Annotated in this window: 23 protein-coding genes and 1 tRNA gene; 10 read left to right on the top strand and 14 right to left on the bottom strand. The window is 63.9% G+C overall.

Annotation, left to right across the window (positions count from 1 at the left end; all coding sequences use genetic code 11):
- Positions 1-153: 153 nt before the first annotated feature.
- Complete coding sequence (locus FVF58_RS51560; RefSeq protein ID WP_188130892.1) at positions 154-291, bottom strand: hypothetical protein; 138 nt, start codon at positions 289-291, stop codon at positions 154-156.
- On the opposite strand from FVF58_RS51560, the gene FVF58_RS22140 reads away from it, so the two are divergent.
- The 4 genes from FVF58_RS22140 (at position 290) to FVF58_RS22125 (ending at position 5,425) form a co-directional block, all read left to right on the top strand.
- Positions 290-1,927, top strand: a complete 1,638-nt coding sequence (locus FVF58_RS22140; RefSeq protein WP_149671977.1) for a gamma-glutamyltransferase family protein — start codon at positions 290-292, stop codon at positions 1,925-1,927. The two genes, FVF58_RS51560 and FVF58_RS22140, sit on opposite strands and share 2 nt — an antisense overlap.
- A 308-nt stretch (positions 1,928-2,235) precedes the next feature.
- On the top strand, positions 2,236-3,600 hold the full coding sequence (locus FVF58_RS22135; protein WP_149671976.1) for an MFS transporter: 1,365 nt from the start codon (positions 2,236-2,238) through the stop codon (positions 3,598-3,600).
- A gap of 321 nt (positions 3,601-3,921) precedes the next feature.
- The gene (locus tag FVF58_RS22130; protein ID WP_149671975.1) at positions 3,922-4,749 is read left to right on the top strand and encodes a ferritin-like domain-containing protein; all 828 of its coding nucleotides are present in this window, start codon (positions 3,922-3,924) and stop codon (positions 4,747-4,749) included.
- Between the two features lie 139 nt (positions 4,750-4,888).
- Positions 4,889-5,425 (top strand): hypothetical protein, encoded by a 537-nt coding sequence (locus tag FVF58_RS22125; RefSeq protein ID WP_149671974.1) that lies wholly within the window; start codon positions 4,889-4,891, stop codon positions 5,423-5,425.
- 45 nt (positions 5,426-5,470) lie between these two features.
- On the opposite strand, the gene FVF58_RS22120 is transcribed toward FVF58_RS22125, so the two are convergent.
- The 4 genes from FVF58_RS22120 to FVF58_RS22105 form a co-directional block, all read right to left on the bottom strand.
- Complete coding sequence (locus tag FVF58_RS22120; RefSeq protein WP_149671973.1) at positions 5,471-7,015, bottom strand: DEAD/DEAH box helicase; 1,545 nt, start codon at positions 7,013-7,015, stop codon at positions 5,471-5,473.
- A gap of 211 nt (positions 7,016-7,226) precedes the next feature.
- Positions 7,227-7,847 (bottom strand): PAQR family membrane homeostasis protein TrhA, encoded by a 621-nt coding sequence (gene trhA, locus FVF58_RS22115; protein ID WP_149671972.1) that lies wholly within the window; start codon positions 7,845-7,847, stop codon positions 7,227-7,229.
- A 132-nt stretch (positions 7,848-7,979) separates the two neighbouring features.
- Positions 7,980-9,278: a c-type cytochrome gene (locus tag FVF58_RS22110; protein ID WP_149671971.1), complete on the bottom strand. Its 1,299-nt coding sequence runs from the start codon at positions 9,276-9,278 to the stop codon at positions 7,980-7,982.
- 21 nt (positions 9,279-9,299) lie between these two features.
- Positions 9,300-10,031 (bottom strand): c-type cytochrome, encoded by a 732-nt coding sequence (locus FVF58_RS22105; RefSeq protein ID WP_149671970.1) that lies wholly within the window; start codon positions 10,029-10,031, stop codon positions 9,300-9,302.
- 382 nt (positions 10,032-10,413) lie between these two features.
- On the opposite strand from FVF58_RS22105, the gene copC reads away from it, so the two are divergent.
- Both copC and FVF58_RS22095 read left to right on the top strand, forming a co-directional pair.
- Positions 10,414-10,791 (top strand): copper homeostasis periplasmic binding protein CopC, encoded by a 378-nt coding sequence (gene copC / locus FVF58_RS22100; protein WP_149671969.1) that lies wholly within the window; start codon positions 10,414-10,416, stop codon positions 10,789-10,791.
- Complete coding sequence (locus FVF58_RS22095; RefSeq protein ID WP_149671968.1) at positions 10,788-11,717, top strand: CopD family protein; 930 nt, start codon at positions 10,788-10,790, stop codon at positions 11,715-11,717. Before copC ends, FVF58_RS22095 begins: the two co-directional genes overlap by 4 nt.
- A 305-nt stretch (positions 11,718-12,022) precedes the next feature.
- Here the strand turns inward: FVF58_RS22095 and FVF58_RS22090 are convergent, their stop codons facing one another.
- The 3 genes from FVF58_RS22090 to dgoD form a co-directional block, all read right to left on the bottom strand.
- A complete protein-coding gene (locus FVF58_RS22090) occupies positions 12,023-12,262 on the bottom strand; it encodes a YodC family protein (protein WP_149671967.1) in 240 nt (79 codons plus the stop codon).
- A 6-nt stretch (positions 12,263-12,268) separates the two neighbouring features.
- On the bottom strand, positions 12,269-12,571 hold the full coding sequence (locus FVF58_RS22085) for a hypothetical protein (protein ID WP_149671966.1): 303 nt from the start codon (positions 12,569-12,571) through the stop codon (positions 12,269-12,271).
- Between the two features lie 285 nt (positions 12,572-12,856).
- Complete coding sequence (gene dgoD, locus FVF58_RS22080) at positions 12,857-14,005, bottom strand: galactonate dehydratase (protein WP_149671965.1); 1,149 nt, start codon at positions 14,003-14,005, stop codon at positions 12,857-12,859.
- Between the two features lie 185 nt (positions 14,006-14,190).
- On the opposite strand from dgoD, the gene FVF58_RS22075 reads away from it, so the two are divergent.
- A complete protein-coding gene (locus tag FVF58_RS22075) occupies positions 14,191-14,922 on the top strand; it encodes a FadR/GntR family transcriptional regulator (RefSeq protein ID WP_149671964.1) in 732 nt (243 codons plus the stop codon).
- Positions 14,923-14,926: 4 nt separating this feature from the next.
- Here FVF58_RS22075 and FVF58_RS22070 read toward each other — a convergent pair whose 3' ends face one another.
- A complete protein-coding gene (locus FVF58_RS22070) occupies positions 14,927-16,465 on the bottom strand; it encodes a DHA2 family efflux MFS transporter permease subunit (RefSeq protein ID WP_149671963.1) in 1,539 nt (512 codons plus the stop codon).
- 134 nt (positions 16,466-16,599) lie between these two features.
- Here FVF58_RS22070 and FVF58_RS22065 point away from each other — a divergent pair, with 134 nt between their 5' ends.
- Positions 16,600-17,043 (top strand): MarR family winged helix-turn-helix transcriptional regulator, encoded by a 444-nt coding sequence (locus FVF58_RS22065; RefSeq protein ID WP_149671962.1) that lies wholly within the window; start codon positions 16,600-16,602, stop codon positions 17,041-17,043.
- 63 nt (positions 17,044-17,106) lie between these two features.
- On the opposite strand, the gene FVF58_RS22060 is transcribed toward FVF58_RS22065, so the two are convergent.
- From FVF58_RS22060 to FVF58_RS22040, 5 genes are all read right to left on the bottom strand, one after another.
- Positions 17,107-17,457 (bottom strand): hypothetical protein, encoded by a 351-nt coding sequence (locus FVF58_RS22060; RefSeq protein WP_149672015.1) that lies wholly within the window; start codon positions 17,455-17,457, stop codon positions 17,107-17,109.
- A 266-nt stretch (positions 17,458-17,723) separates the two neighbouring features.
- Positions 17,724-17,800: transfer RNA gene (locus FVF58_RS22055), tRNA-Met, on the bottom strand.
- Positions 17,801-17,886: 86 nt separating this feature from the next.
- Positions 17,887-19,545 (bottom strand): MFS transporter, encoded by a 1,659-nt coding sequence (locus tag FVF58_RS22050; RefSeq protein ID WP_149671961.1) that lies wholly within the window; start codon positions 19,543-19,545, stop codon positions 17,887-17,889.
- 228 nt (positions 19,546-19,773) lie between these two features.
- Complete coding sequence (locus FVF58_RS22045) at positions 19,774-21,312, bottom strand: sensor histidine kinase (protein WP_149671960.1); 1,539 nt, start codon at positions 21,310-21,312, stop codon at positions 19,774-19,776.
- Positions 21,313-21,327: 15 nt separating this feature from the next.
- Positions 21,328-22,110, bottom strand: a complete 783-nt coding sequence (locus FVF58_RS22040; protein WP_149671959.1) for a response regulator transcription factor — start codon at positions 22,108-22,110, stop codon at positions 21,328-21,330.
- A gap of 231 nt (positions 22,111-22,341) precedes the next feature.
- Between FVF58_RS22040 and recA the strand changes: the two genes are divergently transcribed.
- Together recA and recX are read left to right on the top strand one after the other, a co-directional pair.
- On the top strand, positions 22,342-23,418 hold the full coding sequence (gene recA / locus FVF58_RS22035) for a recombinase RecA (protein ID WP_042321135.1): 1,077 nt from the start codon (positions 22,342-22,344) through the stop codon (positions 23,416-23,418).
- A gap of 7 nt (positions 23,419-23,425) precedes the next feature.
- A complete protein-coding gene (recX, locus tag FVF58_RS22030; protein ID WP_149671958.1) occupies positions 23,426-24,127 on the top strand; it encodes a recombination regulator RecX in 702 nt (233 codons plus the stop codon).
- The last annotated feature ends 115 nt before the right edge of the window (positions 24,128-24,242 follow it).

Genomic DNA, 24,242 nt, shown 5'->3' with positions numbered 1-24,242 from the left:
CGCCGACCCCCTGCGCAAGGCGGGAAGGCGGGTCAGGCATGAACGGTTGCGGGTATTGTAAGACCATCGAACCCCTTGTCCGCCAACGCGTGCAACACGCATAAACCGGGTGACGCTCGCCCAAACCTCCATTCAGGCAACGAGCTCATTTATTCATTTGATAAATGAATTTGTTTTTTGGGCCGGTTCGCGCTGCAATCCGGAGTTTCGCGGATTGCCGCGTTTACGTGTTTTCCCCTGGTTTCCGGCGTATTCCCCGAGCCGGACCGCGCCTTCGAGAGTGTTCGACATGACTGGCTTCAACTGGCAAAACCCCTATCCGACGCCGCGTCTGCCTGTATTCGCGCGCAACATCGTTTCGACCTCGCATCCGCTCGCCGCGCAAGCGGGCTTGCGCATGCTGTGGAAAGGCGGCAATGCCGTCGATGCGGCGATCGCGGCGGCCGCTGCCATCACCGTGGTCGAGCCGGTGTCGTGCGGCCTTGGCGGCGACGCGTTCGCGCTGGTGTGGGACGGCAAGAAGCTGCATGGTCTGAACGCGTCGGGCGTGTCGCCGGCCGCGTGGAACGTCGACTACTTCAAGCGCAAGTACGGCGAGGAAAACGGCCTCGCGAAGCAGCCCAAGCGTGGCTGGGATGCGGTGACGGTGCCCGGCGTGATAGCGGGCTGGGAAGCGCTGCATCAAAAGTTCGGCACGCTGCCGTTCGCCGACCTGATGGAGCCGGCAATCGAGATCGCCGAGCGCGGTCACGCGGTGGCGAGCATCGTCGCCTACAAGTGGGCCGCGGCCGTGCCGGAGTTGAAAGACCTGCCGGGCTTCGCGCAAACCTTCATGCCGCGCGGCCGCGCGCCCGAGGTGAGCGAACTGGTGCGCTTCCCCGGCCACGCGAAGACGCTGCGCAAGCTCGCGGAGCAAGGCCCGCGCGCGTACTACGAAGGCGAGATCGCCGGGCAGATCGCGGCATTCGCCCGCGAAGGCGGTGCCGCGCTCACGCTCGACGATCTGCGCAACTACCGCGCCGACTGGGTCGAGCCAATCGGCAAGGATTATCGCGGCTACACCGTGCATGAGATTCCGCCGAACGGCCAAGGCATCGCGGCGCTGATCGCGCTGGGCATCCTCGAAAAATTCGATGTGAAGGAACTGGCGGTCGACAACGTCGAATCGCAGCATTTGCAGATCGAAGCGATGAAGCTGGCGTTCGCCGATGTCTACCGCTACGTCGCCGATCCGCGCTCGATGGAAGTCACGCCCGAGCAGATGCTCGACGACGCGTACCTCACGTCGCGCGCGAAGCTGATCGACCACAAGCGCGCCACGCAGTTCGACTTCGGCATGCCGAAGGCGGGCGGCACCATCTATATGTCGGTGGCCGACGAGCGCGGCATGATGGTGAGCTTCATCCAGTCGAACTACATGGGCTTCGGCTCGGGCATCGTGGTGCCGGACAGCGGCATCGCGATGCAGAACCGCGGCTGCGGCTTCTCGATGGACCCGAAGTCGCCGAACGTGGTGGAAGGCGGCAAGCGGCCGTTCCATACGATCATCCCGTCGTTCCTCACGCAGCAGGTGAACGGCCAGCAGGAAGCGGTGATGAGCTTCGGCGTGATGGGCGGTGACATGCAGCCGCAAGGTCACCTGCAATCCATCGTGCGAATGCTCGACTACGGCCAGCAGCCGCAAGCCGCGTGCGACGCGCCGCGCTGGAAGGTCAATCGCGACTTCACGATCGACATCGAATCGACGCTCGATCCGAAGACCGCCGAGGCGTTGCAGAAGCTCGGCCACACGATCAAGTCGGTCGACGATCCGTACATGGACTTCGGCTCCGGCCAGTACATCTGGAAGCTCGATCGCAACGATCCGGAGCGTGGCTACGTGGCGGCTAGCGACAGCCGCCGCGACGGGCTGGCCGCGGGGTTCTGAACCGCGAACGCGCGGCGCGGCGCTGTCTGCGCGCGTGCCCGGGGACGCCGCGGGTCGCGGCGTGCGGGCGGCGCCGCGTTGAGTTTATGGGTTTCTCGACGCAGCGGGCACGGTGCCGCGCATCGCGCCGTGCGTCGCAGCATTCCGTCGGCAGTGCGCATTGACGTACCTCTGACGTGCAAGCCAGGCGGACTGCGCGCGAGCGCCGGCATCGCGCGAAACCGGGCACACGACGCGCCCGCGGCATCAGTTCCATCACGCTCACCACACACACCACACATAAGACAGCCGCTAACGCAGGAGACATCATGCACACCCCCCCGTCGCCATCCGCGACAGTTTCGCCGGATTCATCGCCCGCACCGCTTTCCAAAGCGATGGTGCGGCGAATCGTGTTTTCGTCATCGGTCGGCAATGCGCTCGAGTGGTTCGACTTTCTGGTCTACGGCTACTTCGCGACCATCATCGCCAAACAGTTTTTCCCGATGCAGGACGAGTGGCTCTCGACGCTGCTCGCCATCGCCACTTTCGGCATCTCGTTCTTGATGCGTCCGCTGGGCGCCATCGTGCTGGGCATCTACGGCGACCGCAAAGGCCGCAAGGCGGCGCTCACGCTCGCCATCGCGCTGATGATGGTCGGCACCTTCACGATGGCGGTGATGCCGCCGTATGCGTCGATCGGCATGGCGGCGCCGTTGCTGGTTCTGCTCGCGCGACTCGTGCAAGGCTTTGCGGTGGGCGGCGAGTTCGGCAGCGCGACGGCCTTCATGGTCGAGCACAGCGCCTCGCGCCGCGGTTACTACGCGAGCTGGCAGTTCGCGAGCCAGGGGCTGGCGGCGATCACGGCCGCGGCCTTCGGCTCCCTGCTGACTGCGTGGATGCCGCCCGAGCATCTGAATAGCTGGGGCTGGCGCTTGCCGTTCGTGTTCGGTTTGCTGGTCGGGCCGGTGGGCTTCTACATCCGTTCGCATCTCGACGAGACGCCGGAGTTCCTCGCCTTGCGCAAAGCGCGCGAGGCGGCCGGCGCGAGCAAGGCCGCAAGCGAAGAGCAGAGCGCGTCGTTTTCCAGGCAGTGGGTCAACCTGCTGCTTGCGATCGGCATCGTCGCGCAGTCGACGGTCGGCGTGTATGTGCTGCAACTCTATATGCCGATGTACGCGGTCAAGCAGTTGCACATGCCCGCGGCCGCATCGTTCGGCGTGGTGGTCCTCAACGGCGGTCTGCAGTTCCTCCTCTCGCCGGTGATGGGTGCATTGTCCGACCGCATCGGCCGGATTCGCATCATGCTGACTACGTCGATCCTGATGGGCTTGCTGATCTATCCGATGTTTGCATGGCTACAGTCGCATCCGACGATCGGCTGGCTGCTGGTGCTGCAAGGCACGGCCGGTATCTTCAAGGCCGCTTACTCCGGACCGATGCCTGCGCTGATGTCGGAGATCTTTCCGACGCACGTGCGCTCGACGGGTCTTTCGATCGGCTACAGCATCGGCGTGACGATTTTCGGCGGGTTTGCGCCGACCATCGTCGAGACGTTCATTCATCTGACCGGCGACAAGCTTGCGCCAAGTTACTACGTGTTGCTTGCCGCTTTGCTGTCGGGCGTGTCGCTGATCATCGTCGCGTGGCGCATGCGCCGGGCGGGTTCCGTGCGCAGCATTCAGCTCGCCTGAGCGCATGCCGGCGCGGCGCTCATGGACGCCGCGCCGGGCTCGCCACACGCGACTCGCGGGGCCTCGTGCCCAACTCAAAGCCAGCTCTTCGAGCTGGCTTTTTTTACGGCCGAACATTTCGACTACTTTCGAATTGGAACTGCAGCGGCTCGGCATGGTCTGTGCTGTGGTTATCGGCAGAGTTGACAAACACCGGCTAAGATGCAAATAGAAGGGGTCAACTCTAATTCAAGCGCTGTATCCGGCACGGCGAACCGCACAGCGAGTGCGGCGGTTTCAAGCATGCTTCACGAGTCGATACAGCATTCGGAGCAAGACACGATGCACACCGAGCTGAACCATGTCATGCCCTGGCGGATCGAGGACATCGACCTCACCCGCATTGATCGGCAAAAGGCCGTCGCTAACGAAGATCTATTGCTGCTCCTGTGCGCGGCTTCGTTCATTGAAAGCGGCACCGATCTTTACACGAGTAATCTAAGCACGTTCTTCAACGACGATCCCGAAGTTTCAGCCTGGCTCAACAACGAGTGGGAGCCGGAGGAAATGCAGCATGGCCGCGCGCTCAAGACGTATGTGGCCTACGTGTGGCCCGAATTCGACTGGGATACTGCGTTCCGCAATTTCATGGACGAATATTCGCTGACCTGCTCGTTCGAAGATTTCGAAAAGACCCGCGCGCTCGAAATGGTCGCGCGCTGTGTGGTGGAAACGGGCACGGCGACGTTGTATCGCGCGATCGGCGAATGTTCGGATGAGGCGGTGCTCAAGCAGATCACCGACAACATCCGCACCGACGAAGTCCGTCACTACAAGCACTTTTTCAAGTTCTTCAAGAAGTACAACAGGATTGAAGGTAACGGCCGTCTCGCAGTGCTCGGCGCGTTGATGCGCCGCGTGCTGGAGATCAAGAACGAGGACTCGGAGATCGCGCTGCGCCACGTGTTCGCAATCCGCTATCCGGAGCGTGTGCATGATTCGGCGTATAACCGCGACCGCGTCGCGCGGATCAGTGCGCTGGTGCGGCGCAATCTTTCCGCCGACATGTGCGTGAAGATGCTGCTCAAGCCGCTCGATATTCCGGCGAAAATTCAGCCGGGCGTGCACTATCCGCTCGCGAAGATCACGCAGCATGTGTTCTTTCGCTGATTAGCGGATAGAGGACACAACGCGCGACCACGCGACGACCAGGCGACCCGATGACACAACGATAAATGGCCCGCCAATGCGGGCCATTCTTTTTTCGAGGCATGATTGAGCCTTGCCCACCTTCAACCGGATCGACAGCATGAGCGATTCCTCCGCACCCGGATCCACACCCGCGTCTCCGCTCGAACAAAGCGTGTTCGATGAATGGCCCGATGCCGTGCGCGCGTTGTTCGACGGTTCATCGCTGGCGAGCAAGATGGGGTTCACCGCGTCGCTGCTGAGCGTCGATACGAACGGCCATGTGCGCACATCGCTACTGGGTGTCGGCGAGTTGTATGCGCCCGACTCGCGCACGCTGTGTTTGGCGTTGTGGCCGCAGGCGAGGGCGGCGCGCGCGATTGCGCAAAGCGGCCGCGCCGCGCTCAGCTTTGTCTGCGACGCGGCCTTCTATCAGGTGCAGTTGCTCGTCACACCGCTAGCCGGTGTGACTGGCGACGATAGCGGGCTCGTCTATCTGATTGGCTCGATTGATACAGCCGACGCGCAGAGCGTGCATTATGCGCGCCTGACGAGCGGCATTACGTTCGAACTGGAAGGAGAGGGAAGTGCGGTGCTCGACCGCTGGGAACGGCAGATCGAGCACCTGAAGCAAGCCGCCGCCGCAGCCGGCCGTTAGCCCCTTGACGAGGGGCCACGGCTGGCAGGCCAACAGCGTCGAAGCTCAACGGCCGCGCTGGCCGCTGCGCGTCGGCAAGCCGCCGCGCGGCGCTTCGTTGCGCGGCTTCGCGCCGCCGAGCAACGCACCTGGGTTGCCGCCTTGCGGCTTGGTGCCCTGCGGCTTGCGCGGCGCGTGCTGCGCGGCGCTGCCTTCATGCGCGACAGCGCGCGGCCGGTCGTCGTGACGCTGGCCGTCACGGCGCGGCTGGCCGCCGTTGCCGGCCGGCTTCGCGCCTTGCGGCTTCGGCTGCTGCTGACCGTTCGCCGGACGTTGGCCCGAGCGTTGCGACGGCTTCGCCGAAGCGGCGCCGTCACGCTTGGGCGCGCCTTGGCCTTGACGCGGCGAACGTCCGCCGCCACCACCGCCCTGGCCGCGGCGCAGGATCGGCTCCGGCTTCGCGGTGGGGTCCGGCTCGAAACCGGCGATCACTTCCTGCGGCACCGCACGCTTGATCAGCTTCTCGATGTCCTTCAGCAGTTGCAGCTCGTCGACGCACACCAGCGATATCGCTTCGCCCGTGGCGCCCGCGCGGCCCGTGCGGCCGATGCGGTGCACGTAGTCTTCCGGCACGTTCGGCAGGTCGAAGTTGACCACGTGCGGCAGCTGATCGATGTCGATGCCGCGTGCGGCGATGTCGGTCGCGACCAGCACCTGCAGCGTGCCGTCCTTGAACTCCGCGAGCGCGCGCGTGCGAGCCGACTGACTCTTGTTGCCGTGAATCGCGAGCGCGGTGATGCCGTCCTTGGTCAACTGCTCGGCAAGTCGGTTGGCCCCGTGCTTGGTGCGCGTGAACACCAGCACCTGAAACCAGTTGTGCTGCTTGATCAGATGCGTGAGCAGTTCGCGCTTCTTGTCACGGTCCACCGGGTGAATCTTTTGCGCGACCGTTTCCGCCGTCGTATTGCGGCGAGCCACTTCGATCAGCGCCGGCGAGTCGAGCAGGTTGTCGGCGAGGGCCTTGATCTCGTCGGAGAAGGTGGCCGAGAACAGCAGGTTCTGGCGCTTGGGCGGCAGCTTCGCGAGCACGCGCTTGATGTCGTGGATGAAGCCCATGTCGAGCATGCGGTCGGCTTCGTCGAGCACGAGAATCTCGAGATGCGACAGGTCGATGGTCTTCTGCTGCATGTGGTCGAGCAGACGGCCCGGCGTCGCGACGACGATGTCCACGCCGCTACGCAACGCGCCGATCTGCGGATTGATGCCGACGCCGCCGAACATCACCGTCGACTTCAGCTTCAGATACTTGCCATAGGCGCGCACGCTTTCTTCGACCTGTGCGGCCAGCTCACGCGTGGGCGTGAGGATCAGCGCGCGCACCGCGCGCTTGCCCGAGCCCGCGGCGACCGCGGGCATCGAATTGAGACGCTGCAGGATGGGCAGCGTGAAGCCGGCGGTCTTGCCGGTGCCGGTCTGCGCGCCGGCCAGCAGATCGCCGCCGTTGAGCACGGCGGGGATTGCTTGCGTCTGGATCGGTGTCGGGGTGGTGTAGCCGAGTTCGTGTACAGCGCGGACCAACGGTTCGGACAAGCCGAGGGAATCAAAAGACATAAATGCTCTTTGCAATGCAGTTTCGCGAACGGCGCATATGGGCCCAGGCGGGCATCAACGCGGCATGAACACGCCCGCATGGCGCGTTCGAGGCCAAAGCCCAGTTCCGGTCGCAGAGAAATCGGCGGCACGCTCAAACACGTGCCGAATGCTTCAACGCGCTATGCAGACACGTTGACTGGCCTTAAGTTGCATTTCGTCGCCGTGGATGTCACGCGACATAGCGCGCAACACTGACGAATTGACACAGACTGCCCGCCAGTACGAACAGGTGCCAGATACCATGTCCGTGCCGGATGCGCTCGTCGTTGATGAAGAAGTAGATGCCGGCGCTGTAGATGATCCCGCCGGCCACGAGCCATGCGGTACCCGCTGCCGGTAATGCTTGCAGCAGCGGGCGGACGGCCACGAGCGCGAGCCATCCCATCAATACATACAGCACCATCGAAACGCTGCGGGTGCGTCGCCCGAGCGTCAGTTCCTGCACGATGCCGAGAACGGCAAGCCCCCAGCTTACGCCGAATAACGACCAGCCCCACGGCCCGCGCAACGTGACAAGCGTGAACGGAGTGTAGCTGCCGGCGATCAGCAGGTAGATCGCCGAATGGTCGCATTTCTGCAGAACCGCTTTCACGCGCGGGTTGCGCACGCTGTGGTAGAGCGTCGAGATAGCATACAGCACGAACAGCATCGCACCGTACACGCTGAAGCTGACCACCTTGTACGCGTCGCCGTCGAGCGCGCCCATCGTGACGAGCGCCGCCAGCCCCACCACCGACAGCACGGCGCCGACGAGGTGGGTAATGCTGTTCAAACGCTCACCGACATGCACGACTCTTTCCTCCTGCGCGGTTTCATAAGGGCGGCTACAAGCACAAACATGCCCACATGATACCGGTCCTGAAAAAACGAAGGGCGCGGCCGCGAATCTCGCAGGCCGCGCCCCAGGTGCAACCAACGCTGCTTAGTCGAGCGGCGCCGAACGCAGATCGGCCACTTGCTGCGGCGACACGGCCGTGCCGTGGTTGCCCCAGGACATACGGATGTATGTCACGACTGCCGCCACTTCCTGATTCGACAGCGCCTGCGCAAACGGCGGCATGCCATACGGATGCGGGTTGGCGTCCGTGCTCGGCGGGTAACCGCCGTTCAGCACCATGCGGATCGGGTTAACCGCCGACGGCATCTGGATCGACTGGTTGTTCGCGAGCGGCGGGAACGACGGCGGCATGCCCAGACCATTTTCCGCGTGGCACTTCGCGCAGTTGTCAGCGTAGATCTTCTGACCTTGCTTCAACAGTTCGCCGCCGAATTTCTCCGACGTTTCCAGCTGCAGCGGCTCAGGCGCCTCGCTCTTCTGCGGAATCGTCTTCAGGTACGTGGCCATCGCATTGATGTCCTCGTCCGTCATGTACTGCAGGCTGTTGTGAACCACTTCGGCCATCGGACCGAACACGGCGCCGCGGTTCGACACGCCCGTCTTCAGCAGATCGGCGATGTCCTTGAGGTCCCAGTCGCCGAGGCCCGCTTCGCGGTTCGACGTCAGCGACGGCGCGTACCAGTTCTGCAGCGGGATCAGGCCGCCGGCGAATGCCGCCGAGTTGACCGGACCGCCCATCGCGTTGATCGACGTGTGGCACATGCCGCAATGGCCGAGGCCTTCGATCAGATACGCGCCACGGTTCCATTCGACCGACTTGGTCGGGTCCGGCTTGAACTCGCCTTCACGGAAGAACAGCGTGCGCCAGCCGATCAGCATGTTGCGCTGGTTGAACGGGAATTTCAGCTCGTGCGGACGGCTCGGCACGTTGACCGGTGGGACCGAGCGCAGGAACGCGTAGATCGCGTCCGAGTCGGCGCGCGTGACCTTCGTGTAGCTCGTGAACGGGAAGCCCGGATACAGCAGGCTGCCGTCTTTCGAGCGGCCGGTGTGCATCGCGCGATAGAAGTCGTCCTGGGTCCACTTGCCGATGCCGTACTGGTCGTCGGGCGTGATGTTCGGCGTGAACATCGTACCGAACGGCGTGGCCATCGGCAGGCCGCCGGCGAACTGCTTGCCGCCGCGCACCGTGTGGCAGGCGATACAGTCGCCGGCGCGGGCGAGGTACTCGCCCTTCTTGATCAGTTCGGCCTGATCGGCGGGCGTTGCTGCCATCGCCGAGCCGTTATGCAGGTTGTCGCCGCCCGACCACAGGACGGGAACGAGTGCGGCAGCCGCAACCACGACGACTGCCGAGAGGGCGAACAAAGACTTGCGTTTCATTTGAGTGTCTCTCCCGGTGCCTTATTGCGGTTCGCTGCCGCAGGCAAGCGGAGTCTTCATCGAGCGGGCCGGAGCCGGCACGGGGTTTTGTGGGGCCTGCTGCGTGGAAAGCCATGCCGCAACGGCGTTCACGTCTTCGTCGGTCAGGCGCGTGGCGATGGTATGCATGCAATCAGGCGCGATGGCGTGACGCGAACCCGAGCGCCAGGCGCCGAGCTGCGCGCTGATGTAATCGGAGTGCAGACCGACGAGACCGGGGATAGCCGGTTCCATACCCGTCAACGCCTTGCCGTGGCAAGCCACGCAAGCCGGAATCTGCTTCGAGGTGTCGCCGTTGAGCACCAGCTGCTGGCCGCGCGCGAGCGTTGCCGACGACACCGTCGGCTTGGCCGGCGTCGGATACGGCGGACGCTGTTGCGAGAAGTAGGTGGCGATCTTGTGAAGGTAGTCGTCCGAAAGATACGTGACGAGGTAGTTCATGGGCGGGTACTTGCGACGCCCTTCGCGGAAGTTCTGCAACTGGTTGTACAGGTAGTCGGCCGGCTTGCCCGCGAGGCGTGGGAAGTAGTCGTTGTCGGTGCCTTGCCCGTGAGTGCCGTGGCAGGCCGTGCACCCTTGCACGCGCGCTTCCATCGTGTCGGGGGCCTTCGGTTGAGTCTGCGCTTTCGCTGCGCTATAGACACCCGCGGAGCCGATCAGCAGAAGGGCGAGCAACGGGCGGAAAAGGCGTCTTGAAGACACGCGTAACTCCATCAAAATCGGGGACCTGACCGAACTTCGAGCGGCTCGGTGTGAAGGGCAGCCGGCGCTGCGGCGACGCAGCATTCTATCATCGAAGGGTGATGGTGACTATTTGCCACAGGTGAGAAGGTTCCGGGGTGTGACGGCCATGCGACAGTTTGACGCGGAATAGCCCTTCATGGTTCTTTGCGTCGTCTCAAAATTAGCGACGCGCTCCACGCCGTCAGCGCGACTCGCGGCATGCCGATCGACAAAGCAGGTTGAACCGATGTCCGCGAGAACCATCGAAGCGTACACTTCCGGGCTTGCCGGCCGCTCCCGGAGCCGGGCGCGCCCCGAACCGGGCGCCCCGGTTCGAGCCATGGTTTTCCTGTTCATCCGCTATCGGCCTTACATGAAGCTAATCCAATTTTCCCGTCCGGCGCTGCGTGCGTTGATATTCGGCGCCGCGGCGCTGGTTGTGACGTCCACGGCGTTTGCGCATGCGCATCTGGCGTCGAGCGAACCGGCGGCCAACGCCGAAGTCGCGGCGCCCGCCGCCGTCACGATCCATTTCACCGAGCCGCTCGAGCCGGCCTTCAGCAGGATCGCGCTTGCCGATGCGAGCGGCAAGGCCGCAGCGCCCGCTGCAGCGGAAGTCGATCAGCAGGATCCCAAGGTCATGCGCCTCGCGCTGCCGCAGTTGAGCGCGGGCCGCTATGCGGTGCACTGGATCGCAGTGGCCTCTGACGGCCACCGTACCCAAGGCGACTTCGCGTTCGACGTCAAATGAGCATCGACGGACTGTGGATCGGGCAGGTCGCGATGGCCGCGCTCATGAATGTCGCGTTTGCGTTTGCCGTCGGTTCGGCGCTGCTCGGCGCGTGGCTCGCGAAAGACGCCCAGCAGCAGATCTCGCCGGCGCGCCCGGCCTGGCTGCGCGCGCATCGTTCGATGCTGACCGCCAGCGTCGTGCTGGTGCTCGCGGACCTCGGCTGGCTGCTGTATCAGGCGGCCTCGATGAGCGGCGTCGCGCTGCCCGCCGCGTTCGGCGTGGTGCCGACCGTGCTGACGCAAACGCATGTCGGCTACGGCTGGAGTGTCGCGTTCGGCGGCGCGCTGGTGTTGCTCGGCACCGCGCTGACCGGTCAGCCGGGCATGTTGCGCAATGCGCTGCTGTGGCTCGCGGTGATCGCGATCGCGGCGGGCAAGGCGTCGCTCGGGCATGCGGCCGATGCCGGCGTGGCCTCGGCAGCGATCGGCATGCAAACGCTGCACGTGCTCGTCACCGCCGTTTGGGGCGGGCTGGCGATGGCAGCGGGGCTTGCGGTTCTGCCGGCGCTTGGCGCTTCGACCGCGCGCGGGATGCTGATCCGCACCGCGACTCAGGTGTCGAGTGTGTCGGTGGTGGCGGTCGGGCTCGTGCTGCTGTCCGGCATCTTCAATGCGGTGCGCGGCTCGGGCAGCTCGCTCGAAGCGATTCAGTTGAGCACCTGGGGCCATGTGCTGACGCTGAAGCTCGTGCTCGTCGCGCTGGCGCTGGTGCTCGGCGGACTCAACCGGTTCCTCGCGCTGCCGCGCCTGCGCCGCACCGCCTCGACGATGGATGCGCATACGTTCGTCAACGTGCTGTATCTGGAAGCACTGGCGATGATCGGTGCGTTTGCCGCGGCGGCCGTGCTGTCGCATTGCGTGCCGGGGTTCGCGGCGCTGGGTTGAAGCGGGCGGCGTGGCGCATCGAGTCGGGTGAGGGGCGCGGCTTGCGGCAGGCCGAGGGCTCTGGGTTCGAATCGCAAGCGTCTGGGCATCGGACGCTTGCGTTCTGAGCGAAGGCTCGTACGGCAAGCTTCCGTGCTGGCCGTACTTCACCGCCTACCTCGCCAGCCTGTGCGCGACGCACATCGCTCACCTTTGCAACAGGCACCCGCCAGATAAAAAAACGCCGCACAGAAAAAGTGTGCGGCGCAATACACACGGTCGCATGGCAGTGGCCAGCAGATCCGTTACTGCTCTCTAGTGGACGATTACGGCGCGGCGCGGTCCGCCCGTTGCAGGGTCTCCTCCGCAAACATCTCCTGCTGCAGATCGCCGGCGTCGCTGAACCATTGGCAGATCAGCCAGTTGCCCGGTGCGAATAGCACCGGGCCGCTCCATATCGCGGTCATCGGGCGTCCGCCGGAGCGCAGCTTCAGCACGTCGCCCGGGCCATACGCGGGCTTCGCGAGTCGCTTTGCCAGCCGCGCGAGAAGTAGGCCGCCCGGCATGCCCGCTTATTCCAGCCCGAGGTGATGGCCGACGATCGGCGCACAGAAGAGCGCGATCGCGCAGCCCGCAGCCTTGCCTTCGAGTTCGGCGCCGGCGGCGCGCGAACTGTACAGATGCGTCAGCAGGTCGAAAAGCTGCGGCAGGCAATAGGCGAGCGCGGCGGCGATGAAGCATTTTTCGACCACCGCGATGCGCCAGCCCCGTTCGAACGCGAGCACCGCGCCGAGGATGCGCAGCACGCCGAACGCCGCCAGCGCCCCGACGGCGGCCTGCTCGCGGATCAGATAGTCCGGCAGGAATTCGCCCATGATGTTCCCCGCTGCCTGTGTTGTTTGCAGGCATTTCAGCAAGGAGAGGGCCATGCGTATGTCTGATGCCGAACCAACGGCCTGAAAGCCTTGGTGGATAAGGCTGTCTGCGAGAATGGGCGAGGCGGGGAAAGGGCTGGGGAATGCGTGTTTCGGCCGGTTTGGCCCGGGATGTTTCGTTACTGCGACGCCCCGCGCGTGACGTCACCGTAACAGCCGGGTGGACGGGCGAGCGGTCGCAACGCAAATAAACATGCCGCCCGCAGGCGGCATGCATTCACGCACTTACCATTCGGCGACGCTGCCGTCCTCGTGGCGCCACACCGGGTTGCGCCAGCGATGCCCGACCTTCGCCATCTCGCGCACCTTCTCTTCGTTGACCTCGATGCCGAGGCCGGGGCCTTGCGGTATCGACACGAAGCCGTCTTCGTATTTGAAGACTTCCGGATTCTTGATGTAGTCGAGCAGGTCGTTGCCCTGGTTATAGTGAATCCCGAGGCTCTGTTCCTGGATGAACGCGTTGTAGCTCACCGCGTCGATCTGCAGGCAGGTTGCCAAAGCAATCGGGCCGAGCGGGCAATGCAGCGCAAGCGCGACGTCGTACGCTTCGGCCATCGAGGCGATCTTGCGGCACTCGGTGATGCCGCCCGCATGCGACGCGTCCGGCTGGATGATATCGACGTAGCCGCCCGACAGAATGTGCTTGAAGTCCCAGCGCGAATACAGACGCTCGCCCAGCGCGATCGGCGTGTTGGTCTGGTTGACGATGTCGCGCAGCGCTTCGGCGTTCTCCGACAGCACCGGCTCTTCGATGAAGAGCAGCTTGTACGGGTCGAGCTCTTTGGCCAGCACCTTCGCCATCGGCTTGTGTACGCGGCCGTGGAAGTCCACGCCGATGCCGATGTTCGGCCCCACCGCCTCGCGCACCGCCGCGACGTTGTTGATCACGCCTTGCACCTTGTCGAAGGTGTCGATGATCTGCAGTTCTTCCGAGCCGTTCATCTTCACGGCCTTGAAGCCGCGTTCGACCACCGCGCGTGCGTTGTTCGCGACGTCGCTCGGACGATCGCCGCCGATCCACGAGTACACCTTGATCTTGTCGCGCACCTGGCCGCCGAGCAGCGCATGCACCGGCACGCCATGATGCTTGCCCTTGATGTCCCACAACGCCTGGTCGACGCCGGCGATCGCGCTCATCGTGATCGGGCCGCCGCGGTAGAAGCCCGCGCGGTACATCACCTGCCAGTGGTCTTCGATCAACAGCGGGTCCTTGCCGATCAGATAATCGGCCAGCTCTTCCACCGCAGCCGCTACGGTGTGCGCGCGGCCCTCGACCACCGGCTCACCCCAGCCGACGATACCTTCGTCAGTCTCGATCTTCAGGAAGCACCAGCGCGGCGGAACGATGAAGGTTTCGAGCTTGGTGATTTTCATGGTGTGCGTCTCCTTGCGGCTTGGGCGCCTGCGAAATATTTCGAGGATTCACATGCTACAACAAAAGCTCATTTAAGTACTATTAATAGTATTATTTGCTAAATAGTGACCTGAGGATGGTCGGAGCCGGACGGCGTCGAAGCGGTGGAGATCGGAATTCGTGACCGAAGCGCCGTTCCACGCCGATGCAGCACCCGGTTCGCATTTCAACAACGCCGCAAGGCCGCTGGGAGAGAGCTATTCAGCACGATCTGCATGGGCGCGTCGCCCATCTGCTGGCGACCGCGATTCTGCGCGGCGACTATGCGCCCGATTCGATCCTGCCGCGCGAGGCGGAGTTGATGGCGACGTTCGGCGTCAGCCGCACGGTGTTGCGCGAGGCGCTGCGCACGCTCACCTCGAAAGGGCTGATCGAATCGCGGCCGCGCGTGGGCACGCGCGTGCGGCCAAAGCCCGCGTGGAATCTGCTCGATGTCGATGTGCTCGACTGGTACTCGCGCGTCGCCGAGCCGATGGTGTTTGCGCTCAAGCTGCAGGAGATGCGCGAGATGATCGAGCCGTATGCCGCGAGTCTCGCCGCAACCTCATATACGGACGACACGTTCCGCGCGCTGGCCAACGCGCACGCGGCGATGGCGGCGGCGCGCAATGTCGATGAGTGGGTGCGGGCCGATCTGCAGTTTCATTTGAGCGTGCTGACCGCTTGCAGCAACGAATTGCTGATTCCGCTCGGCACGCTGATCGAGCGCACGCTCGAAGCGCAGCTGCGGCTGAATGCGAAACGCGCGGACGTGTTCAACGCGTCGCTCACCGATCATACGGCGGTGTTCGACGCGATTCGCAGACGGGATGCCGCTGCGGCGCGCGCGGCGATGGCGTCGTTGCTCGGGGTGACGCGCGGGCGGATCGAGGGATGAACGATCAATCCATCGCCGCATGCGCGGCCGACGCGTCCGGCGCTTTGCTCGATGGGCGGATCAACAGCAGCAGCGGGATCACCAGGAGGGTCGCCACGAACATCAGCTTGAAGTCGTTCAGATAGGCGATCATCGACGCCTGCTGCGTGATCGATGAGTTCAGTGCCGCGATGTCGTAGTTCGAGCCGCTGCCCAGCATCGGCTGGATCGCCGGATTGAATGGCGTGACATTCGCCGCGAGGTCCGCGTGCGAGATCTGCGTGTTGCGCGTCATCAGCGTCTGCACGATCGAAATGCCGATACTGCTGCCGATATTGCGCATCAGGCTGTACGTCGCGGTGCCGTCCGCGCGCAGTTCCGGCGCGAGCGTCGAGAAGGTCAGCGCACTCAGCGGCACGAACACGAGACCGAGCCCGAAGCCCTGGATCACGCCCGGCCACACGATATCCGACGGCGACAGCACGATCGTGTAGTGCATCATCTGCCACAACGCGAACGCTGAAATCAGGAAGCCGGCGAGCAGCAACAGCCGCGCGTCCACCCGCTTCAACAGCCGCCCTGCGAACAGCATCGCGATCATCGTGCCCGCGCCGCTCGGCGCCGTAACGAGCCCGGTGGTCGCGACCGGATAGTTCATCAGGTTTTGCAGCATCGGCGGCAGCAACGCGCGCGTCGCGTACATCACCGCGCCGATCACGAAGATGAAGAAGGTGCCGGTCGCGAAGTTCGGGTCCTTCAGCAACTTGTATTTGAAGAACGAGGTCTCGCCGACCGTCACCGTGTGCACGAGGAAGAACGCGAAGCTGATCGCCGCGACCAGCGACTCGATGACGATCTCGGTCGATGAGAACCAGTCGAGCTGCTCGCCGCGGTCGAGCATCGCCTGCAATGCGCCGATCGCGAGACCCAGCGTGATGAAACCGAACGCGTCGAACTTGACGTCGTGTTTCGGCTCGCGCGAGGGCAGGAAGGTGGCGACGCCGAACAGCGCGAACGCGCCGATCGGCACGTTGATGAAGAACACCCAGCGCCAGTTGTAGCTGTCGGTGAGCCAGCCGCCCAGCGTCGGTCCGAGAATCGGTCCGACCATCACGCCCATGCCCCACACCGCCATCGCCTGGCCCTGCTTTTCGCGCGGGTTGATGTCGAGCAGGATGGACTGCGACAGCGGCACCAGCGACGCGCCGAAAATCCCTTGCAGCAAACGCGATGCGACGATCTGCGTGAGCGTTTCCGACAATCCGCACAACGCCGACGCCACCGTGAAGCCGCCGATCGCGACGATCAGGAGGCGCTTCACGCTCAGCCGGTCGGACAGCCAGCCGGTGAGCGGCGTGGCGATCGCGGCGGCGACGATGTACGAGGTCAGCACCCACGTGATCTCGTCCTGCGACGCCGACAGCGTGCCCTGCATATGCGGCAGCGCCACGTTGGCGATCGTGCTGTCGAGCGTCTGGATCAGCGTTGCGAGCATGATCGAGATGGTGATCATCGGCCGGTTGAGCGGCGCGGCTGCGCTCGCCGGCGAGGAAGCGGAGGACATGGGAGCGGGGTCGTCGATATAGTAAGCATGCTTATTATATCGATGTGGTGGACGCGCGCCATCGGGAGTTGTGCTGAGGTTGAATTGCGTGCGCAACGACGCTGGACGACGAACGGTTTTCGTATAATTCGCGCATGAAAACCCAACTCGAAGAGCGCTTCGGCTTTCTGGTTTCCGACGTCGGCCGGCTGGCAGGCAAGCGTTTCGACGATCTCGCGAAATCCTCGGTCGATCTGACGCGCGCGCAGTGTCGCGTGCTGGCCTATCTCGCGCATTACGGCGACATCAATCAGGCGCGGCTTGCGGATTTGCTCGAAGTCGCGCCGATTTCGGCGGGCCGTTTGCTGGATCGGATGGCGGAGGGCGGCTGGATCGAACGGATCGCCAATCCGCAGGACCGGCGCGAGTACCAGGTGCGTATGACGCCGAAGGCCGAGCGTACGCTTGGCAAGGCGCGCAAGGTGGGCGATGAAGTCGCGCTCGAAGCGCTCAACGGTTTTACCGATGAGGAGGCAGCGCAATTGATCGCGCTACTGCAGCGCGTGCGCGGCAATCTGAGCCGGCTGGTGGATCGGTGATGCGCTCGTGCGGTGCCGTGCTTGCCCGCGCTGGTTAGCGCGCGGGCTTATTCACATTGACGGTTACTTCGTATCGCTGGCCGGTGCTGTTCCCGACGGCGGAACCAGTTCGAAACACGCGGGCGCAGCGATGGCTGTCTTCGTTCTCGCATCCGGCTGCTGCGGGTCGATACATTTGAACGCGCTCTGATCGCGCTGGACAAAAATTGTGTCGGCCGGGCCGGCATTGCCGTGCGCGCCGTTCACCACGGCGACGATCTTGTAGCCGTCCTGCAGCAGCGTGGACAGGGTGATGGGACTGGCGCGCCACTGGCTGTCGGGCGGAGTCTGCGCCTGAACAGTCAGCGCGGACGTGGCGCCGAGCAGCGCGATGAAAGCGGTGGCCACGGCGAATGCGGCGGTGCGGAACGTCATCAAGAAACCTCCTTGAAGTTGCGATCGGGAAAGCCAAAATAAAAAAGCCGCTGAACCTTGAGGGGCAGCGGCTTTTTGCAACTGGCGAAGAATCAATGCTAGGAGGATAACTCACTCCGTTGGAAACATCGGTTCAGGGATGGTAACAGATCGTGAGTGACGGCTCTTCGGCCCTCCGTACGACAGACTCAACGCACGCACCGATGCGCCGCCGCAAAACGAAAGGCCCGCTCTCGGTTAAGAGAAGCGGGCCTTGCGAGTGATGCTGGTGGCGAATCAGGGACTCGAACCCCGGACCTGCGGATTATGATTCCGTCGCTCTAACCAACTGAGCTAATTCGCCGAAAGAAGCGAGATTATGCTGACCGCGCCGGAGGCTGTCAACCCCCGGCGCACAACTTTTTCAAGTTGCCCGTCCGTCAGCTACTGTCAGTCCTTCGCGTAGATGTCCGAGTCCTTGGTTTCCCGGACGAACAGCATGCCGATCACGAAGGTGACCAACGCGATGATGATCGGATACCACAGCCCCGAGTAGATGTTGCCCTTCGCCGCGACGATCGCGAACGCCGTGGCGGGCAGGAAGCCGCCGAACCAGCCATTGCCGATGTGATACGGCAGCGACATCGACGTATAGCGGATGCGCGTCGGGAACATTTCCACCAGCATCGCCGCAATCGGACCGTAGACCATCGTCACGTAGATCACGAGGATCGTCAGGACCACCACGGTCATCGGCCAGTTGATCTGCGACGGATCGGCCTTCGGCGGATAGCCGGCTGCCTTCAGCGTCGCGGCGAGCGTCTTGTCGAACAGCTTGCCTTGCTCCTTCGCATCGGCGGCGCGGCCGTCGAACGTGTTGACCACCGTATCGCCGACCCGGATCTGCGCCAGCGTGCCCGCCGGCGCCGCGACGTTCTCATAGTTCAGGCCGGCCCGCGAGAGCGCGCTCTTCGCGATGTCGCAGGAACTGGTGAACTTGGCCGTGCCGACCGGGTTGAACTGGAACGAGCACTGCGCCGGATCCGCGATCACGACGATCGGAGCCCGCGCGGTCGCGGCCTCCAGAGCCGGGTTGGTGTAGTGCGCGAGCGCCTTGAAGAGCGGGAAGTACGTGAGCGCGGCGATCAGCAGGCCGGCCATGATGATCGGCTTGCGGCCGATGCGGTCCGACAGCGAGCCGAAGAACAGGAAGAACGGCGTGCCGATCAGCAGGGCGATCGCGATCATGATGTTGGCGCTGCTGCCGTCGACCTTCAGCGTCTGCGTCAGGAAGAACAGCGTGTAGAACTGGCCCGTGTACCAGACCACGGCCTGGCCGGCGGTCAGGCCGATCAGCGCGAGAATCACGACCTTCAGGTTCTTCCATTGACCGAATGCTTCGGACAGCGGCGCCTTGGAGGTCTTGCCCTCGGCCTTGATGCGCTCGAACACCGGCGATTCGTGCAGTTGCAGACGAATCCACACCGAAACGCCCAGCAGGATGATCGACGCGACGAACGGAATGCGCCAGCCCCAGTCGCCGAACGAGTCTTCGCCCATCGCCGTGCGCACGCCGAGAATCACCAGCAGCGACAGGAACAGGCCCAGCGTGGCGGTGGTCTGGATCCACGCGGTGTAGAAGCCGCGGCGTCCCGGCGGCGCGTGTTCGGCCACGTAGGTCGCGGCGCCGCCGTACTCGCCGCCGAGCGCGAGGCCTTGCAGCATCCGCATCGCGATGAAGATCACCGGCGAAGCAATGCCGATCGCCGCGTAGCCCGGCAGGAAGCCGACGAGGAACGTCGACAGGCCCATGATCACGATCGTGATGAGGAACGTGTATTTGCGCCCGACCATGTCGCCGAGCCGTCCGAACACGATCGCGCCGAACGGACGGACCGCGAAGCCGGCGGCAAAACTGAGCAGCGTGAAGATGAAGGCGGCGGTCGGATTGACGCCGGAGAAGAAGCTCTTGCTGATGAAGGCCGCGAGCGAGCCGGCCAGATAAAAGTCGTACCACTCGAAAACCGTACCTAGCGACGAAGCGAAGATCACCCGCTTCTCTTCGCGCGTCATCGGTACGGGCGAGATGTGTCCGCCAACGGTAGCCATATGTCGTCTCCAATATTGATATGCACGCGGTCGCCTAGCAAAGACGTTCCCGTGCAACGGATTATTGGAGTGGAAACTTACGGCGTACTGACGTGGCGGGGTGAAATGACGGGGCGCCCGGCGCCGGCCAAATTCTGGCAAAGATCGGCAATTTGGTGCTAACCGAGTGCAAAGAGCGCGCAATTTATCTCAAAATAGAGCTTGCATGATTTCGAGGCTCAAGCCGCGTTAGGGTAAGTCCCCGTCCCGCTGAGGAACGCGCAAACTGACACGCACGAGCGTCCCCGCCAGCCGCGGCGAGGTCTGATAAACGTTGTCGTCGATGGTCAGCTCGCCGCCGTGCATAGTCGCAATTTCGCGGACGATCGCCAGTCCCAGGCCGCTGCCGTCGCCTTCGCGGCCGAGAATCCGGTAGAACCGCTCGATCACCCGCGAGCGCTCGGCGACCGGAATGCCGAGGCCCGTGTCCTCGACCTCCAGATGCACGAGCCGCGCCGCCGCGTCGTGCCTCACCCTGACGGTGATGCGCCCGCCCGGCGGCGTGTAGCGGATCGCGTTGTCGATCAGGTTCGACAGCATTTCGCGCAGCATCACCGGATTGCCGTCGACCTCGACGGGCTCGTCGGGCGCCTCATAGCCCAGGTCCATCTGTTTGGCGAGCGCGGCTTGCACCCAGTCGCGCACCGCGCTGCGCGCGACATCGCCCACCTCGACCCGCGTGAAAATCTGTCCCGACATGCGGTTTTCCGCGCGCGCCAGCGCCAGCAACTGCGTGACGAGCCGCGCGGCGTGCTCCGAACTGGTGGCGATCTGTTCGAGCGAGCGGTGCACTTCCTCGGACGCGTCCTGACGCAGCGCCAGCTCGGCCTGGGTGCGCAGGCCGGCGAGCGGCGTTTTCATCTGATGCGCGGCATCGGCGATGAAACGCTTCTGCAACTCCATGTTCTGTTCGAGCCGCGTGAGCAGATCGTTGAAGGAAGTCACCAGCGGCTCGATTTCCGGCGGTGCGCGGCGCGCCTCGAGCGGCGACAGATCGTCCGGGCGCCGCGCGCGGATGTGCGCCTGCAGCGCGTGCAGCGGCGCGAGGCCGCGGGACAGGCCGAACCACACCAGCAGGATCGCGAGCGGCAGGATCACGAACTGCGGCAGGATCACACCCTTGATGATGTCGTTGGCAAGCTGGCTGCGTTTGTCGAGCGTTTCGGCGACCTGCACCAGCACGGGCTGCGCGCCCGGCGTTTGCGGGAACTCTACGGTTGTGTAGGCGACGCGGATATCGTTGCCGCGCAGCACGTCGTCGCGGAATTCGACGATGCCCGGCTGCGGCCGGTCCTCTTCATGCGGCAAGGGCATGTCGTGCTCGCCGCTCACCAGCTCGCCGCGCGTGCCGAGCACCTGGTAGAACACGCTGTCGACGTTGTCGGCGCGCAGAAAGTCGCGGGTGGAATCGGGCAGCGACAGCTCCGCCACGCCATTGACCGGATGAATCTGGCGGGCGAGCACGTAGGCGTCGGTTTCGAGCGCGCGGTCGAACGGGCCGTTCGCGATCGACTTGGCAACCAGATAAGTGACCGCGAGGCTCATCGGCCAGAGCAGTAGCAGGGGCGCGAGCATCCAGTCGAGAATCTCGCCGAACAGCGAGCGGGGGCGCGCTTCGGCGGTGGCTTCGGTTTCGTCGGGTGGCGCGAACGGATTGGCGTAGCGCTCGTCGCGCGCTTCGTCGAGGTCCGCCGCGTGCGCCGTGGCGCGATCTGCGCGTGCGGACATGGGCGTCCTCTTCCTCTACTTATAGTGATGACTCGCCGGCATCGCGCCGGACGGCGGCGAGGCGGGCGGGTCGGGCTCGGCGGGAGCGGGCGGGGCGGCCGCGCTTGCATTCGCACTTGCGGTCGAGGGCGAGGCCGCCTTTTCGAGGCAGTAGCCGAGGCCGCGCACGGTGATGATGCGCACGCCGCTCGGCTCGATCTTTTTGCGCAGGCGGTGCACGTAGACCTCGATCGCGTTGTTGCTGACTTCCTCGCCCCATTCGCACAGATGATCGACGAGCTGTTCCTTCGACACCAGCCGGCCGATCCTTTGCAGCAGCACTTCGAGCAAACCGAGTTCGCGCGCCGACAGGTCGATCACCTGGTCGTTCACATAGGCAATCCGGCCGACCTGGTCGAACGACAGCGAGCCATGCCGCACGACCGTGGGGCCGCCGCCCGCGCCGCGGCGGGTCAGCGCGCGCACGCGGGCTTCGAGCTCGTTCAGCGCGAAGGGTTTGGCCATGTAGTCGTCGGCGCCGAGGTCGAGACCTTTGACGCGTTCGTCGACGCTGTCCGCGGCGGTCAGGATCAACACAGGCAGGTTGGAATTGCGCGCGCGCAGGCGGCGCAGCACCTCGAGTCCGGACATGCGCGGCAGGCCCAGATCGAGGATCAATAGGTCGAACGTCTGCATTGACAGCGCGGTATCGGCTTCCACGCCGCTCTTCACGTGATCGACCGCATAGGCCGATTGGCGGAGTGATCGAACCAGACCGTCCGCGAGTATGCTGTCGTCTTCGGCAATCAGAATTCGCATGATGCGCCAACCTGGCCTTGCCGGCACCGAGGATGTCTCCGGCGCACAGCGGTCTCCGAAAATTATTGTGGGTGGTTTGGGCAGCGCGACGGTAAAAATGCGCGTTCGCATGCGAATCGCGCTTGCCAAAACTACTGTTTTTTTATACAGTGTCTGGGTTTCGTGTGCTGTCCGCTAAAAGTGGACGGTACATCTGCCTCAGACGCCGTTCATCATAGCAAAGGACGATTCATGGAAGAAAGCAAGAAAGGCTCGGCTGGACTGACTGCTGAAAAGAGCAAGGCGCTGGCTGCCGCGCTCGCGCAGATCGAAAAGCAGTTCGGCAAAGGGTCGGTCATGCGGCTCGGCGCGGGTGAGGTAGTCGAAGACATCCAGGTGGTCTCAACCGGATCACTGGGCCTCGACATCGCACTGGGCGTCGGCGGTTTGCCGCGTGGCCGTGTGGTCGAAATTTACGGCCCGGAATCGTCCGGTAAAACCACGTTGACGCTGCAAGTCATCGCTGAAATGCAGAAGATCGGCGGCACGGCGGCGTTTATCGACGCGGAACACGCGCTGGACATCCAGTACGCGGGCAAGCTCGGCGTGAACGTGAACGACCTGCTGGTTTCGCAGCCGGACACCGGCGAACAGGCGCTCGAAATCGCCGACGCCCTGGTGCGCTCGGGCTCGATCGACATGATCGTGATCGACTCGGTCGCGGCGCTCGTGCCGAAGGCTGAAATCGAAGGCGAAATGGGCGACTCGCTGCCGGGTCTGCAAGCGCGTCTGATGTCGCAGGCGCTGCGCAAGCTCACCGGCACGATCAAGCGCACGAACTGTCTCGTGATCTTCATCAACCAGATCCGCATGAAGATCGGCGTGATGTTCGGCAACCCGGAAACCACTACGGGCGGCAACGCGCTGAAGTTCTACGCGTCGGTGCGTCTGGACATTCGACGCATCGGTTCGATCAAGAAGAACGACGAAGTGATCGGCAATGAAACGCGCGTGAAGGTCGTCAAGAACAAGGTGTCGCCACCGTTCCGCGAAGCGATTTTCGACATTCTGTACGGCGAAGGTATTTCGCGTCAGGGCGAAATCATCGACCTGGGCGTGCAGGCTAAGATCGTCGACAAGGCCGGTGCGTGGTACAGCTATAGCGGCGAACGGATCGGTCAGGGCAAGGACAACGCGCGTGAGTTCCTGCGTGAGAATCCGGACATCGCTCGTGAGATCGAAAACCGTATCCGCGAATCGCTGGGCGTCAACGCAATGGCCGAGGCAGTGACCGGCGCAGGCGCAGAAGTCGCGGACGAAGAAGAGTAACCCTCAAGTGATACGCAAGGGCCGGCCGTTGTCCGATGCTGCCGGACGCCACTCGGGCGGCCCGCGTGACGAAGACGACGATTCGTTCGAATCGTTCGAATCACACGATCGCGCTGCGGGCCGTGGCCCGCAGCGCGCACCGTCTGAATCCCCTGCGCTTGCCGCCTCGGATCCTTCCGAGACCACCTACACCCGTTCGCGTCGCACGCCCGGCGAAGCGAAGCCAGGGCAGGACGAAGCCAAAAAGTCCCAACGCCCCGCACGTTCCCTCAAAGGACGCGCGCTCGGCTATCTATCTCGCCGCGAATACAGTCGCGCCGAACTCGCGCGCAAACTGAAGCCATTCGTCGAGGAAACCGAGTCGCTGGACACGGTGCTCGACGCACTGGAAGCCGAGAACTGGCTATCGGACTCGCGTTTCGCGGAAAGTCTGATTCACCGGCGCTCGTCGCGACTGGGCACGAGCCGGATCATCGGCGAACTGAAGCAGCATGCGGTCGATCAGACGCTCGTCGAAGAGGCCAGCGCGCAATTGCGTGAAACCGAACTCACGCGCGCTCAAGCCATCTGGCGCAAAAAATTCGGTCAGCTTCCCGAAACGCCGGCCGAGCGGGCGAAGCAGGCGCGCTTTCTGGCATCGCGTGGTTTCTCCGGCGCGACGATCGGCAAAATCCTCAAAGGCATCGACGAGACATGGAGCGGCGATTAGCGGCGCAACGTCCGCGGCGCGCTCAGGGGCGCCCGATCACCCGTGCGCATTCCAACCTGTCTCAAATACCCAGTATGCTAAAATTCGAGGGTTTTCCAATCCGGCCTTTCCTTCC

Origin of the sequence: Paraburkholderia panacisoli (assembly GCF_008369935.1) — a bacterium.
Classification (GTDB): Bacteria; Pseudomonadota; Gammaproteobacteria; order Burkholderiales; family Burkholderiaceae; genus Paraburkholderia; species Paraburkholderia panacisoli.
The sequence above is the reverse complement of the archived record's forward strand: the minus strand, read 5'-3'. Positions and strand labels throughout refer to the sequence as shown.